Annotated in this window: 15 protein-coding genes; 3 read left to right on the top strand and 12 right to left on the bottom strand. The window is 66.9% G+C overall.

Annotated features, from left to right (window positions below):
* Positions 1 to 16 precede the first annotated feature (16 nt).
* The 8 genes from L2U69_RS06390 to L2U69_RS06425 form a co-directional block, all read right to left on the bottom strand.
* Positions 17 to 1,573 (bottom strand): PepSY-associated TM helix domain-containing protein, encoded by a 1,557-nt coding sequence (locus L2U69_RS06390; protein WP_236105957.1) that lies wholly within the window; start codon positions 1,571 to 1,573, stop codon positions 17 to 19.
* The gene (locus L2U69_RS06395; RefSeq protein ID WP_236105958.1) at positions 1,570 to 1,845 is read right to left on the bottom strand and encodes a hypothetical protein; all 276 of its coding nucleotides are present in this window, start codon (positions 1,843 to 1,845) and stop codon (positions 1,570 to 1,572) included. The genes L2U69_RS06390 and L2U69_RS06395 overlap by 4 nt, the downstream gene beginning before the upstream one ends.
* Complete coding sequence (locus tag L2U69_RS06400; protein WP_236105959.1) at positions 1,835 to 2,110, bottom strand: hypothetical protein; 276 nt, start codon at positions 2,108 to 2,110, stop codon at positions 1,835 to 1,837. Before L2U69_RS06400 ends, L2U69_RS06395 begins: the two co-directional genes overlap by 11 nt.
* A 215-nt stretch (positions 2,111 to 2,325) precedes the next feature.
* Positions 2,326 to 4,500, bottom strand: a complete 2,175-nt coding sequence (locus L2U69_RS06405; RefSeq protein ID WP_236105960.1) for a TonB-dependent receptor — start codon at positions 4,498 to 4,500, stop codon at positions 2,326 to 2,328.
* A gap of 153 nt (positions 4,501 to 4,653) precedes the next feature.
* Positions 4,654 to 5,529 (bottom strand): LysR family transcriptional regulator, encoded by an 876-nt coding sequence (locus tag L2U69_RS06410; RefSeq protein WP_236105961.1) that lies wholly within the window; start codon positions 5,527 to 5,529, stop codon positions 4,654 to 4,656.
* Between the two features lie 30 nt (positions 5,530 to 5,559).
* Positions 5,560 to 6,576 carry a YeiH family protein gene (locus tag L2U69_RS06415; protein ID WP_236105962.1) on the bottom strand — a complete coding sequence of 339 codons (1,017 nt, stop codon included), beginning with the start codon at positions 6,574 to 6,576 and terminating at the stop codon, positions 5,560 to 5,562.
* A 125-nt stretch (positions 6,577 to 6,701) separates the two neighbouring features.
* Positions 6,702 to 7,409, bottom strand: a complete 708-nt coding sequence (locus L2U69_RS06420; protein WP_236105963.1) for a DUF1013 domain-containing protein — start codon at positions 7,407 to 7,409, stop codon at positions 6,702 to 6,704.
* 254 nt (positions 7,410 to 7,663) lie between these two features.
* Positions 7,664 to 8,668, bottom strand: coding sequence for an NAD(P)H-quinone oxidoreductase (locus tag L2U69_RS06425; RefSeq protein ID WP_236105964.1), 1,005 nt, complete (start codon positions 8,666 to 8,668; stop codon positions 7,664 to 7,666).
* 122 nt (positions 8,669 to 8,790) lie between these two features.
* Between L2U69_RS06425 and L2U69_RS06430 the strand changes: the two genes are divergently transcribed.
* On the top strand, positions 8,791 to 9,000 hold the full coding sequence (locus tag L2U69_RS06430; protein ID WP_236105965.1) for a DUF1192 domain-containing protein: 210 nt from the start codon (positions 8,791 to 8,793) through the stop codon (positions 8,998 to 9,000).
* Positions 9,001 to 9,194: 194 nt separating this feature from the next.
* Here L2U69_RS06430 and L2U69_RS06435 read toward each other — a convergent pair whose 3' ends face one another.
* The 3 genes from L2U69_RS06435 to L2U69_RS06445 form a co-directional block, all read right to left on the bottom strand.
* Entirely contained in the window at positions 9,195 to 9,665 is a 471-nt protein-coding gene (locus L2U69_RS06435; protein ID WP_236105966.1) for an Hsp20 family protein, read from the bottom strand.
* A 204-nt stretch (positions 9,666 to 9,869) separates the two neighbouring features.
* Entirely contained in the window at positions 9,870 to 10,094 is a 225-nt protein-coding gene (rpmE, locus tag L2U69_RS06440) for a 50S ribosomal protein L31 (RefSeq protein WP_236105967.1), read from the bottom strand.
* Positions 10,095 to 10,235: 141 nt separating this feature from the next.
* Positions 10,236 to 11,231: an SHOCT domain-containing protein gene (locus tag L2U69_RS06445; RefSeq protein ID WP_236105968.1), complete on the bottom strand. Its 996-nt coding sequence runs from the start codon at positions 11,229 to 11,231 to the stop codon at positions 10,236 to 10,238.
* A 193-nt stretch (positions 11,232 to 11,424) separates the two neighbouring features.
* Here L2U69_RS06445 and L2U69_RS06450 point away from each other — a divergent pair, with 193 nt between their 5' ends.
* Positions 11,425 to 11,667, top strand: coding sequence for a DUF3297 family protein (locus tag L2U69_RS06450; protein ID WP_236105969.1), 243 nt, complete (start codon positions 11,425 to 11,427; stop codon positions 11,665 to 11,667).
* A 12-nt stretch (positions 11,668 to 11,679) separates the two neighbouring features.
* Here L2U69_RS06450 and L2U69_RS06455 read toward each other — a convergent pair whose 3' ends face one another.
* Positions 11,680 to 12,558, bottom strand: a complete 879-nt coding sequence (locus L2U69_RS06455; protein WP_236105970.1) for a helix-turn-helix transcriptional regulator — start codon at positions 12,556 to 12,558, stop codon at positions 11,680 to 11,682.
* 352 nt (positions 12,559 to 12,910) lie between these two features.
* Here L2U69_RS06455 and L2U69_RS06460 point away from each other — a divergent pair, with 352 nt between their 5' ends.
* On the top strand, positions 12,911 to 14,290 hold the full coding sequence (locus L2U69_RS06460; RefSeq protein ID WP_236105971.1) for a DUF1329 domain-containing protein: 1,380 nt from the start codon (positions 12,911 to 12,913) through the stop codon (positions 14,288 to 14,290).
* Positions 14,291 to 14,345: the final 55 nt, after the last annotated feature.

Raw genomic sequence — 14,345 nt, forward strand, 5'->3', positions numbered from 1 at the left:
CGTGGCGGCGCCGAATTCAGGGTGAAACCGTGGCCGCCCGCCGTCCGGGCAGGGACCAGACACTGTTGATCGGCCCCTCCCGACCGCGACGCAGCGTGGCGCGCGCCATGCGCGCATAGGCCCAGGCCAGCAGCAAGGCCGTCACATCCACCCAGAGCCGATGCAGATGCCCGTCCAGCAACGCGGCAAGCGGCGACACGCCGGTGGCCACCCAGGCCGCCGCGGGGATCGCGGCGGTCACCACGGCGCACAGCCACAGCAACTCGTGCCCGGCGCGGGCCGGCGCGCGCAGAAATGCCCAGACGACGCAGGCGAAGAACAAGCCGAAATAGACGGACTCGTCGAAACGCTCGGGCAGCAGGGCACCGCTGACGAACAGTGCCGAGATACCGGCAATGCAGCCGAGGCACACGCCCAGCGTCAGCTGCGCCATGAGGCGCGTGCGGCGCGGCTGTTCGGCCTGCTGGCGCTTTCGGCGCGCCTCAACGTAAAGCAGGTTGCCGCTGTAGAACAGGAAAGCGCCCGCCAGGCCGAGGATGAAATACAGCCACTTGAGCAACGTGCCGCCGAAATTGCCGTAGTGCAGCGAGGTCAGACCGGCGAGAAAGCGCTTGCCCGGCGTGTCGGTGATCGGCTGGTCGATGCCCAGCACCGCACCGGTGGCGCCGTTGAGCGCCACGGCCACACGCCGGCTCAACCTCTTCTGGTCCGCCAGGCCCGAGAGCGTGACCTGTGCGTTGACATCACCGGGATCGTGCAGGGCGATGGCGCCGACCTCAAGGCCGGGCACCTCTTCCTCCGCGCGGCGCAGCAGTTCGGCCAGGGGCTGCAAGGGTTGGCGTACCCCCGCCGGTTCCACATGCGCGGCAACCTCGAGGTCGGGCCCGATCCGCGGCATCAACCGACCCTCGAAGACGAGGAACTGAAAGGGTGCCAGCAGGAGCGTGCCGATGGTCAGGATTGCCCCGCTCCAGGCGAAGATCGCGTGGAAAGGCAGGGAAAGCACGCCGATGACATTATGCGCGTCCTGCCAGAAGCGCTTGAGGTTGCGCCCGGCGCGCAATGCGGACATGTCCTTCAACAGCACGGGAGAATGGACGACGATGCCGCTGACCAGGGCCAGACCGTAGAGCACGCAGGCGACGCCGAACAGATAGGTGCCCCAGGGCGCGGGCAGGCCGGCCGTATAGTGCAGCGTGTAGATGAACTGAATGAAGCCGCCGTGCTCCGCGCCCTGCGTCAACGCCTGGTTCGAGGGATCGAGCAGGTAGCGGCGGTGTTCGGCGTAATTCTCGCTGTACCAGTGCAGTTCGGGATTGGCGGGTTCCAGGCGCAGGCGAAGATTATGCGCGTTCGGGTGGGCGGCTTGGACCTTGTCCAGCAACAGCTGCGCCCGCTCGATCTTTTCCTCGCGCGGGACTTCGCCCGCGGGCCGGCGCCAGCCGTCGAGCTCATGCGTGAAGACCGAGATGGCACCCGCATAGAACGCAATGAAGAGCAGCAGGCCGGAAGCCAGGCCGACCCAGGTGTGCAGCGTCACGAAGCTGCGCAGCGTCTTGGATGGGAGTCTCATGGTGCGCCGACTCCGATCCAGCCCAGAGTCTTCAGGCCCTGCAGCAGACCATAGCCGAGCACCGTGGCACCGCCCATCCACAGCCAGGCCCGCAGACCGCTGCGCGCGGCGAAGGCAAGCGACATGAGGCCGATCCAGAGGGGAAAGGCCATCATCAGCCAGGGCAGGGTGACGATCTCGGGACGGCCGGGCCAGCTCAGGGCCAGCAGGCCGATGACGGCAACCGTCAACGGCAAGCCCAGGAGGGCCGCCGCGAGCGCCTTAACCCACATGGCGGATTTCCTTCCGCGCCTTGCGCTCGCTCTTCCATGCGCCGTACCAGACGTCGGCATAGGGCAGGGCGACGGCCGCCAGCATGAAAGCCGTCAGCATCGCAAAGCCGCCGCCCCAGAAGCCCAGCGCCCGCCAGGCCGCCGCCCAGGCCAGCACCAGCAACAGCCAGCCGGCCCGGCGCAGGCGCCGCGGCCGGCGGACCCCGCGCAGCCGCTGATGCGGGCTGCCCAGGTAGAAGGCGCCAGCCGCAGCCAGCGCGAGCACGAGATAGAGCGCGCCCCACATGCCGGTCAGAACGTTTCGCGATGAATCGACGACACCGCGCGTGCCGTCCCGATCGCCATAAGGCCGATCAAGACGCGGATGTTCCCGTGGCCGATGATGACGCCCATGGTTTCCATTCGCCCCTTCCTCACACTACCGCCGGGTCTTCATCGCCAGCGGACCGTGCCCCCGCGATACCCCTTCGGTTGCAGATTTCAGAATTGGCTGCTGAGGCGGATGCCGAAGGTCCGTCCCTCGCCGACGGCCGCCTGCGCCCCACCGGACGAGATGCCGGTCAGATACTCCTCGTCGAAGAGGTTGCGGGTGAATGCGGAAACGGTGAAATGCTCGGCCTCATAGCCGAAATTGGCATTGACCAGGGTGAAGGCATCGACGGACAGCGCCGGCGAATTGGCGATGTCGCCCTTGCTGTAGAACCCGTCGGTGTAGATGACGTCGCCGCCCAGGAAGAAGCCCGAGCGATGGTGCCACATGCCACCCAGCGAGGCGGTGACGGCCGGCGCCTCCGGGAATTCATTGCCGTCGAGATTGAAGCCGGCGCCGCCCGAACCGGTCAGGACGAAACCTTCGTCGAATTCCGTGTCGAGAAGGCCGAGGCCGGCGAAGAGCTCGAGGCCCGGCGTGGGTTTCCACCGCGCCTCGACCTCCGCGCCATAGGCATGAGATTCGGCGGCATTGATCGTGATGGTCTGGAACGGGAAGCTGTCGCTGAAGAAGATCGGGACCTGCTGGTCGCGATAGTCGTAGTAGAAGGCGTCGAGATTGAGTTGCAGGCGGTCGCCGAACCAGCGCGAGCGATAGGCCAGCTCATAGGCCCACAGGGATTCCGCCGAGACTTCGTTGACGTTCGCCGTGCCGATCTCGAGTTCCGAGAATCCGGGGCGATAGCCCTTGCTGACCGTGGCGGCGATGGTCTGATTCTCCGCCAGATCGAAGGCGAGGCCGATCTTCGGCAGGAAGGCGGTATCGGAGACCGAACTGTCCTCGGCCAGCGAGGCGTAGGTCGGCGTGAAGGTGGCAATGGTCGTGACGACATCCAGCAGGGCACCGCTGTAGTTCGCGGAGACTTCGTCGCGCAGCAGGCGGCCGCCCGCGAGCAAGGTCCAGCGGTCGGCGAATTCGTAGCGTGCGTCCGCATAGAGCGCGAAGGACTCGCTCTCGTTCGTCGCGTCGAGCTGCTGGAACGGCAGCAGGGGGATGAGGGGGGCGAAGAACGTCGTCTGGATGTTGGAATCGATATCCATGGTGGAGCGGCCGGCGAAGACGCCGATCACGCCCGAGACCGGCGAATCCGGCGAGGCATAGCTGAGCCGGATGTCCTGCGACAGATCCTGGCCGCCGCGCATGTCGTCGCGCACCAGGGCCGACGTGGCCGGCGACGTGATCTCGACGTCCGTATCGACCAGGGCGCTGATCGAGTTGATCGTCCAGTCCGGGGAGATTTCGTAGCTCAGGTCGGCGATGTAGCGGTTCACCTTGGTGTCGCGGAATTCCCCGGCGCTGTTACCGGTATCGGTGAAGGTCCGGGCGAAGAAATCGGGGCCGGTGGCCAGCGACCAGGCGGGCTTGTCGTGGGTATGGCTGATCGTGAACAGGCCGGAGAATTCGGGCAGGCCGGCGGGTTCGATCAGCAGCTTGCCGCGCACTTCCTCGAATTCGTCGTCGCCCAGCGTCGCGAGGATGGGGTCGGTGTACTCGATGCCGTTGTCCCGCCGCGACATCTGGCCGGCGATGCGGACGGCGAGCTGATCCTCGACGATCGGTCCCGAAGCGACGATCGCGCCGGATGCCGTGTGCTGATTGCCGCCGATGCCTTCGAACCTGAATTCCGGGTCCCAGGTCGGATCCTTGGTCTTGATCTGGATCGAGCCGGCCAGGGCGTTGCGGCCCTGCAGGGTCGACTGCGGCCCGCGCAGCACTTCGATCTGCTCGACGTCCCAGATGCCGCGCGTGCCGCGCCGCGTCGCCTCGATGCCCTGTTCGGCGCCGTCGACCACGACGGAGATCGCGGGATTGGAGCGGCTGGGCTGGGTGGCACCCTCGGCGTTCTGGCCGCGAATGACGAAATTGCCGTTGCCCGTGCCGGTATCGAACGACCGGATGTTGGGCGCGTTGTTCAGCGCCTGGCCGAGCGTGTCATAGCCGAAGTCCTCGATCTCGTCGTCGGTGACGACATCGACGCTCTCATAGGTCTTGAAGACTTCGCGCGGCACCTTCTCGCCCTCGACCACGATCACGTCGAGCATGACGCTGTCGTCGCTGTCGGCCGGCTCCTGCGCCATGGCCGGCGACACGCCCGCCAGCGCGACCGATAAAGCAGCGCCGCTCAACCCGCCGCGCACACGCCGACGCCCGAAGATCACAGACATGAAAGCCCCCAACCCAATACAGATGGGGCTAACCGTAATAAAACCGAGGGCGATCACAATTCTGATTACATTATCGCGAGACACGGCCATCTATCCGCGATGACCTTCGTGATCGCCAAAGGCGCGGGCCTGGCTGACGCTGGCGCACGGAACCTAGGGTGCCTGAGCGTCCACCAGACCCGCCAGCGCCTCCGCCGCGCGGGAGAGGCTGCGCTGGCGATGGGTCAGCATCAGGAATTGGCGCCCCGGCATCGCGAACGGCAGCACCGCCAGCCGGCCCGTCTCGAGGCCGCTGGCGACCACCACGCGCGACAGCACGGCGACGCCGCCGCCCGCCTCCACCGCCGTGCGCACCGCTTCGTTGGACGGCAGTTCGAGCAGGACGTCGAGATCGAAGAGACCGAGGCCGTGGGCCGCCAGCGCGCGCTCCAGCGCGTCGCGCGTGCCGGACCCCTTCTCGCGCAGGATCCAGCGCAGGCGCCGAGGATCGAGGGGCGGCGGCCCGGCGTCGAAGCCGGCGGCGGCGACCAGCACCATGTCGTCCGCCGCGATCGGGCGGGCGGACAGGGCATCGTCCGCCACCCGGCCCTCGACGAAGCCGATGTCGGCGGCACCGTCATGCAGCAGCGCGGCGACGGCCTCGGTATTGGCGATGGCGACATCGACCACGATGCCGGGATAGCTCTCGCGATAATGCAGCAGAAGCGGCGGCAGCCAGTAATGGGCGACGGTCTGGCTGGCGGCCACCGAGAGCCGGCCCCGGGCCAGCCCGGTCAGATCGGCCAGCAGCGCCTCCGCCCCCGCCGCCTCGGCGAGGACGGCGCGCGCCGCCGGCAGAAAGGCGCGGCCCGCCGCCGTCAGGGCGATGCCCCGGCCCACCCGGTCGAACAATCTGGTGCCGTGGCGCGCCTCGAGCGCGGCGATGGCGGCCGAGGTCGCGGATTGGGTCAGGCGCAGGGCCTCGGCGGCGCGGGTCATGTGCTCGTGCTCGGCGACGGCGACGAAGATCCGCAGTTGCTCCAATGTCATCCGGTCCCGTCCGATCGTTGGCTTCGGCCCTCAGCCGATCACCTCGACCAGTAGCAGACTGAAGCCGGCGATGAAAACAAAGGCCAGCAGGGCGAGCAGCAGGGGACGCAATCCTTCGGCCTTCAGGCGGCGCAGATCCGTCTCCAACCCCATGGCGGCCAGCGCCGTGGCCAGCAGGAAGCCGGTCAGCGGTGCCGCCGCCGCCCTGAGACCCGCCGGCACGTCCACCACGCTGTTCAGGCCGACCAGAACGATGAAGCCGAGGACGAACCAGGGCACCGGCGGCCTGGCCGCGCCCTGGCCGCCCCGGCCGAGGCCGAGCAGCAGGACGACCGGGGCCAGCAGCATGACGCGGGACAATTTGGCGACGGTGCCGAAATCGCCCGCCTCGGTGCCGCGCTGATAGGCGGCGGCGACGACCTGGGCGATCTCGTGGATCGAAGCCCCGGCCCAGAGCCCGAAGGCGCGCGGCCCGAGATCCGCGAGGCCGGCCAGCGCCGGATAGGCGAACATGGCGATCGAACCGAAGATGGTGACGCAGGCGACGGCATAGGCGACGTCCTCGTCCCGGCCGCGCACCGCCGTATTGGCCGCCAGTACGGCGGAAGCGCCGCAGATCGAGGTGCCGGCGGCGATCAGCGCCGTCAATTCCCGCCCGACCCCCAGAAGACGGCCGGCGAGGGTGGTGAAGCCGAAGGTGGCGGCCAGGCTGAGGGCGATCACCGCCAGCCCGCCGGGCCCGACCGCGAAGACCTGCGCCATCGTCAGTTGCAGGCCGAGGAGCACGATCCCGGCGCGCAGCAGGCGGCGCATGGAAAAGGCGATGCCGGGCCTGACCCGCGCCGGCAGACGGGCGAGATTGCCGAGGCCGATCCCCAGGGCGATGGCGAGGATCATGGGGCTGAGGGCGCCGAAGGCCGGCAGGCGGTTGAGCGCGGTCGCGGCAAGGCCGATGCCGCCCGCCAGCAAGAGACCGGGCAGAACGTCCCCCGCCCGTCGGGCCAGGGGAACAGGATCGGAAAGGGAAAGGATAGGCGTTGAACTCATGGCGGCTGTCCTCCGGTCCGAAGACGGTGACAGCCCGCGATCAATCAATCCAACGCATTATTATCCAATAATTCATCGACTGTTTCGATGAATTCCCGGCGGCGGCTACCGCCGGGGGTCGGAAATCAGTTGGCCCAGCCGGGGATCGGGGACTCGTCGCCCTCGCCGTCGCCCTCTTCGCCTGCCGCTTCTTCACCGACCGGCGCTTCTTCGCCTTCCGGCGCTTCGCTCTCGCCTTCGGCCAGGGCCTCCAGGACCTCGGGGGCGTTCGCCTCGTCGTAATCCTCGTCCTCGTCGCCGCCTTCGCTCTTCAGGCGCTCGGCCGCCTTCTGCACCGCCTGGTCGAGTTCGATCTGGCTGCACAGGCCGAGGGTCACGGGATCGACCGGCTTGATGTTCGAGCTGTTCCAATGGCTGCGCTCGCGCACCGCCTTGATGGTCGGCTTGGTGGTGCCGATCAGGCGGCAGAGCTGGGCGTCCGAAAGCTCGGGATGATGGCGCAGCAGCCAGGCGATGGCGTCCGGACGGTCCTGACGGCGCGACACCGGCGTGTAGCGCGGGCCCTTGGAGCGGACGCGCGGCGCCGGATTGGTCGATTCCAGCAGTTCCATATGGTGGCGCGGATCGGCCTGGGCCTTGTCCAGCTCGGCCTGGGAAATCTGGCCGTGGGTGACCGGGTCGAGACCGACGATGCCCTGGAACACCTCGCCGTCGGCAATACCTTTCACCTCCAGCGGATGCAGGCCGCAGAAGGTCGCGATCTGATCGAAGGTCAGGGCGGTATTTTCCACCAGCCAGACGGCTGTGGCCTTGGGCATCAAGGGAAGGGGCATGTCAATCCTCCACCGTTGCGACGGATCCTCACCGGACCTGCCGCCGCCACGATTCATGGCATTTAGCGATAACGGCTATATAGTCGCGCCCGGCGCCATCGTCAAACCCTGCACGCGGCACGACTTTAAACCCGCCCGGAATCCGAACGCGTCATCGGGGCAGAAGGCCGGGATCTCGTGACGACAAGGCCGCCCTTATCTCGACAAGGTCCCGACCTGCGCCGGGACGACGAGGTACTCGGATCGCGGGCTGCTCACATCGTCAGCACGATCTTGCCCAGATGGCCCCGGTCGTCCATGCGGGCGTGGGCGCCGGCGGCGTCCGCCAGGGGGAAGACCGTGTCGATCACCGGCTTGATGCGCCCCTCGGTGACCAGCGGCCAGACCGTCTCGCGCAGCGACTCCGCGATCGCCGCCTTGTCGGCGACGGAGCGGATGCGCAGCGTCGAGCCGGTGATGGTCTGGCGCTTCAGCATCAGGCCCATCAGATTGATCTCGACCTGGGGTCCCTTGAGGAAGGCGATATAGACCAGCCGGCCATCGACCGCGAGGCAGGTCAGGTTGCGCTGGACGTAATCGCCACCGACCATGTCGAGGATGACGTCGACCCCCTTCTTGCCCGTCTCGGCCTTGATCACCTCGACGAAGTCTTCCGTTTCGTAGTCGATCACCCGATGGGCGCCAAGGGCCTTCAGGGGTTCGATCTTGGCGGCGCCGCCGACCGTGGTGAAGACCTTCGCCCCCAGGGCCGAAGCCATCTGCACCGCCGTCGTACCGATGCCGCTGGCGCCGCCGTGGACGAGGAAACTCTCCCCCGCCTTCAGGCCGCCGCGATCGAAGACGTTGGTCCAGACCGTGAAGAAGGTCTCGGGCATCGCCGCCGCCTCGACCATGGTCAGGCCCGGCGGCACGGGCAGGCAGTTGGCGGCCGGCGCCACCGCGTATTCGGCATAGCCGCCGCCCGGCAGCAGGGCCGTCACCCGATCGCCGAGGCCGACACCGTCGACGCCCGCGCCGAGCGCGACCACGGTGCCCGCGCCCTCGAGCCCCGGGGTCTCGGGCGCACCCGGCGGCGGCGGATAGAGACCGAGACGCTGGAACACGTCCGGCCGGTTGACCCCCGCCGCTTCCAGCCTGATCAGCACCTCGCCCGCGCCCGGCCGGGGTACCGGCAGATGCACCGGCTGCAGCACTTCGGGCCCCCCGGGGCTGGTGATGGCGATGGCGGTCATGGTATCGGGCAGGACGGGAGGGGTCATGGCGCTTATCCTTGCTGAGACCCTCTGGTTAGGCGAGGACGGCCCCGGAGGCAAGAATGGGGAGCCAGTAATGGGGAGACAGGCCAGTAATGGGGAGACAGGCCAGTAATGGGGAGACAGGAATGGCATTCGATCCCGAAGACGAACGCGTGGCCCGGCCCGGCGCGGCCCTGAAGGCTCATCTGATCGCGCCCGCCCCGCTCGACAATCTGTCGGTCGAGGACATCGAGGCGCGCATCGAGTCCGCCCGGGCGGAGATCGCCCGCTGCGAGGACGCAATCGCAAAGAAGAAGGCGAGCCGAAGCGCGGCGGACGCCTTTTTCAAGCGCTGAGCGATAAGAATCTTATTCGCGTTTCGCTGTGACGGGTTGACGCAGGTCATGCACCCGCGCATGATCCGTCCCGCAAGTCTTACAGGGACGGCATCACAAAAGAACGGGCTGCCCATCGGGCAGCCCGTCGTCTTTCGGGCCCCTTCGGAAGGGGCCCATCCAGACGGGGAAGCCTATCCAGAAAAGGAAGCGTATCAGGCGGCGGCCTGATGCTCGATCCGCGGGCCGGCGACGGCGGCGCCGGTCTCGATCGCGATCTGGCGCGGCTTCTTCGCTTCCGGCACCTCGCGCACGAGATCGACGTGCAGCAGGCCGTTCTCGAACGACGCATTCACGACCTTGATGGTATCGGCAAGCTCGAAGCGGCGCTCGAAGGCGCGGGCGGCGATGCCGCGATGCAGATACTGGACCTCGGCCTTGTCCTCGCGGCCCTTGCCGGCGATGACGAGGACATTCTCGTTCACGGTCACGTCGAGTTGGTCGGGGGCGAAGCCGGCGACGGCCATGGTGATGCGGTACTTGTCCTCGCCCGCCTTCTCGATGTTGTAGGGCGGATAGGACGTGGCGGCCTCGTCGACGCGGGCGGCGGCATCGAGCAGGCGCGAGACCCGGTCGAAACCGATGGTGGAACGCATCAGGGGCGAAAAATCAAAGGCAGAGCGCATCGCAATTCTCCATTGAGCAACGGCGAGTTTCGTCATGCGGCCATCCCCCCGAAGCCCGGGCGGGATCGCGCGCCGAGCCCCGTCGCGGGCACCCGGCACCAATGGATTTAAGGGCTGCGGCCCGGGCTTCAAGAGGCCCTGGAACGAAAAAAGGCGGCCCCGCGGGACCGCCCTTTCACGAACGCCGCCGGTCGCGGCGCGGCCTTACTTGAGGCCGAACTTCGAGAAGCGCTTGTTGAACCGGGCGACCATGCCGCCGGTGTCGATGATGCGCTGCTGACCGCCGGTCCACGCCGGGTGGGAGCTCTTGTCGATGTCGAGCTTCATGACATCGCCTTCCTTGCCCCAGGTGGTGCGGGTCTTGAACACCGTGCCATCGGTCATTTCGACCGAGATGACGTGGTAGTCCGGGTGAATGCCTTCCTTCATCGTCCTGCTCCTTGACCACGGTGCCCTGGCTGTCCTGGGCCGCCGGCCATGGGTAAATCGGTTTCGACTGCGCGTCGGGAAGCCGCGTTCCTATCGGAAATGGCCGTCGAAGGCAACGACAATCGCGGCTTTCCCCGGTTTCTAGAGACGCGACAGCAGTTCCGCCTTCTTTGCCGCGAATTCCGCGTCGCTCAGGATGCCCTTGTCGCGGAGCGCCGCCAGCTTCTCGATGGTGGCGATGATGTCGGCGGCGGAGGGAGCTGCCTGGGCCGGGCTGGCCGGCGCCGGGACCTCGAGCCCCGCGCTGTCCGGGGCCGGGATTTCGGTCGCCGTCGGCACCGGCACTTCCTGGGGTGCCGGCGGCGGCACTTCCGGCATGATGGTGGCGGGCGCCGGTACCTCGGGCATGGGCGGCGCTGCATCCGGCATCCGCGGCGCCGCCGGCGCCTCGCGGCCGCCGGAGACCACGGGCAGGGAGGCGACGTCGATCAGGCCGTACTGGCTGGTGAAGCTGAGGGTGCCGCTGCCCGACTGCTGCTGCGAGAAGCCGCCGATCGAATGATCCATCGTGTCATAGACCGTGACATGGCCGCCGAGGTCGATGGCGAGGCGCCGGGGTCCGGCGAACCAGGCATAGCGGACATTGTTCTGGGCACCGCTGCTGTTCGGCTGGCCGAGGTCCGCCGGCCACCAATGGCTGCCCTGGCCCGGCCCCGGCACGAACAGGCTGACGCCGGCACCGCCGCCCTGGCTCTGCGACTGGTATCCGCCCTGATTCGGCTGGCTGTCCTGGCTCTGGTAATTGCCGTAGCCACCCTGGCCGTAACCACCCTGGCTCTGGGACTGGAAGCTGCCGGTCAGCAGCAGGCCGGGCTGGCTGGCGGCCAGCGACGCCAGTTCGTTGCACAGGGCGTCGATCCGGCCCTTCAGAGCATTGTTGAACATGTCGGACAGCATGATCATGCCGCCCTGCATCCATTGGCCCGAGCCGCCGAATTCCGGATGGTCGAACTGCGCCATGGAGCCGTTGCCGTTGACGACGCTCATCAGCATCGAGGTGACGGCGTCGGCGCTGAAACCGTGACGTTGCGCGATATCGCCGACCGCCTGCTGGCCGGCCTGGGAGAGCTGTCGCATGGGATGTCCTGAAACGGGGTGAGATCTTCGAGGGACGTCGCCCCACGATCGCCCTACCCTGCCCCGCTTCCGTGACAGAAATAAAGCCCGCGCCGCGCGAAAGGCGAATTTTTCCTGTCCGGCCCCCGGTTGGCAGTCCGGTCCTGGGGGGCTAATACTGTCGGCTTTCCGTTTCCAGCGATGGCCAACACGCATGACCGACAGCCTGCCCGACCGTCTTTCCACCAATCCGAACAGCCCCTATTACGACGAAGAGATCCTGAAGCGCGGCATCGGCATCCGCTTCAAGGGGCAGGAAAAGACCAATGTCGACGAATATTGCATCTCCGAGGGCTGGATCCGCGTCGCCGCCGGCAATTCCCGCGACCGCAAGGGCAATCCCCTGACCATCCTCCTCAAGGGCCCGGTCGAGCCCTATTTCCGCGACGCCGACTGAGCGGGCGCGCCGTCACTCGGCGATGCGGCGGCGGTACTGCTGGGGCGTCTCCCCCAGATGCTGCTTGAAGACGCGGGAGAAATGGCTCTGGCTGGCGAAGCCGACCTGATCGGCCAGTTCCGCCAGCGAGACCCGCGTGCTCTGCAGCAGTTCGCAGGCCCGCGTCACCCGGGCACGGGTGATGAAGGCATGGGGCGTCATGCCGAATTCGGTCTTGAAGAAACGGAAGACGTAGGACGCCGAGACGTCGAACAGGCGCGCGATCTCGTCGATCTCGATGCCGCGCTCCAGATTGGCGCCGACGAAGTCCGACACCGCCGCGCGCCGGAACGAGCGCCGCCCGTTCGACGGTTGCAGGGCGCGGATGCGGCGGATCGCGATCGTTTCCAGATGGCCGCATAGGGCGCCCACCATCGCCTTCAGATGGCCCTCGGTCATATCGTCCGCCGGCTGTCCCAATTCGCCCGCGATCGACAGGCCGAGGCTGAGGGACAGCGCGTCGGGCACGGCGAATTGCAGATCGTCGATGAATTCGCTGCGCCCGATCATGGCGCAGGCCTGCGCCGATGGCCGAAACTGCACGGTCAGCAGGTCGAGCTCGCCGTTGATGCGCCAGAACACCCGCGTGTTGGCGGGGATGAACTGCACCGATCCCGGTGCCGCCTCGCGCTCCGACCAGTCCTCGTCCACGCGGTAGCGCGCCCCGGCCCGGCCGCCCAGCATGATGGCGACGCCCCAATGGGCCAGCGGCGCCATGTCGAAGATCGCCACATGCCGGCACCAATAGCCGATCATTGCAGGACGATCGTCCAATATCGTGCAGTACTCGAACTCCGGATCGCCCAGAGCACTGGTCACATAATCGAAATCCCGCCGGAACGTCGAGAACATCCCACCCCCTTTGGCGCTTCCGCACCTTGTTTTTCGTCAGGATAGGGACATCCGTCCAGCGACGCCAGAAATATGAAAAATCGAGTTCACACATGTGCAAGAACTCGCCAATTCGACCTGATAACTTCCCTTGCAACAACGAAAAGCGGAGGAAGTGCCTGAAAGGGCGCTGGCGGGTTTCTTTTGCCCGTCGGCGACGAGGCAAGGGCGGAACGGGATCGTTTCTTGAAAAATCAGGAAATTTCATGCGGTGGCAAAGTCACCGCAGCGGATTCCCGTGCGCCTTGGACGAAGGATGCGCCTTCACTTCCCGAGCGAAAACTGTGTTTACCGGGGATACGAGGAGCACCTGATGAAGACGCTGAACCTCATGATGGCGGGTCTTGTCCTTGCCGCGGCGGCGACGCCCGCCTCGGCCAAGGTGCCGCAGTCGGAGGCCGATCGCCTGGGCGCGGATCTGACCATGGTCGGCGCCATCAAGGCGGGCAATGCCGAGGGCACGATTCCCGCCTATGACGGCGGCATCACCAGGCCGCCGGCGGGCTACGCGCCGGGTACGCATTATCCCAACCCCTTTGCCGGCGACACGCCGACGGCGACCATCAGCGCCGCCAACATGGGCCAATACGTGGCCCATCTGACCGCCGGCCAGCAGGCCATGCTGAAGCTCTATCCCGACTTCAAGATGCCGGTCTATCAGACGCGGCGGTCGTGTTCCCTGCCCGAGCGGGTCTATGAGGCGAGCAAGCGGAACGCCGCGACCGCGACCATGACCGAGGACAAGAACGGCCTGAATGACGCAATCCTGGGCGTGCCCTTCCCGATCCCGCAGAGCGGCGTCGAGGCAATCTGGAACCACCGGCTTCGCTATCGCGGCTTCAAGTTCCGCCGCTGGTTCGGCTCCGCCGCGGTGAACCGCGACGGTTCCTACATCATGTTCAAGAGCCAGGACGAGGGCATCATCCACTATTCCGGCCCCGGCCTCGCCGAGATCGGCGACGTTACCGACATCAAGCAGCTCAACAATATCGGTATTTCCTACCTGAACATCACCACTGCGCCGTCCCGGGTGGCGGGTTCGATCGTTCTCGTCCTCGACACGATCAACGCCAAGGAACTGCCGCGCCAGGCCTGGCAGTACAATCCGGGCACGCGGCGGGTGCTGCGCGCCCCCGAGCTCGCCTATGACAACCCGCTGTTCAACACCGACGGCCTCGCCACCACCGACCAGTTCGACGTCTACAACGGCGCCACCGACCGTTACACCTTCGACCTGCTGCCGTCGAAGGAGCTCTACATCGGCTACAACGCCTATGAGCTGATGTCGGACAAGCATCCCTATGACGAGCTGCTGCGCCCCGCCCACCTCAACCAGGATCTCGCCCGCTACGAGCTGCATCGGGTCTGGGTCGTCGATTCCAAGCTGAAGGAAGGGTCGCGCCACATCTACGGCCGCCGCACCTTCTATCTCGACGAGGACAGCTGGAACATCGTCGCCGTCGACATATACGACGGCCGTGGCGAGATGTGGCGCGTGCAGGATGCCCCGGCCGCGAATTACTACGACCTGCCGCTGTGCTCCTCCGCGCTCGAGACCAGCTACGACCTCCAGTCCGGCCGCTATGTCGTCTTCGGCCTGAAGAACGAGGAAAAGATGCTGGACTGGAACGTGCCGGATATCGATCCCTCGCAATTCTCGCCCGACGCCATCCGCCGCATGGGCAAGCGCTGACACCAACGAAGAAGAGGAAAGACGGTCGCGCCGCCGAGGCGTGGCCGCGTGGGGG

Origin of the sequence: Zavarzinia marina (assembly GCF_021568905.1) — a bacterium.
GTDB classification, from domain to species: Bacteria; Pseudomonadota; Alphaproteobacteria; order Zavarziniales; family Zavarziniaceae; genus Zavarzinia; species Zavarzinia marina.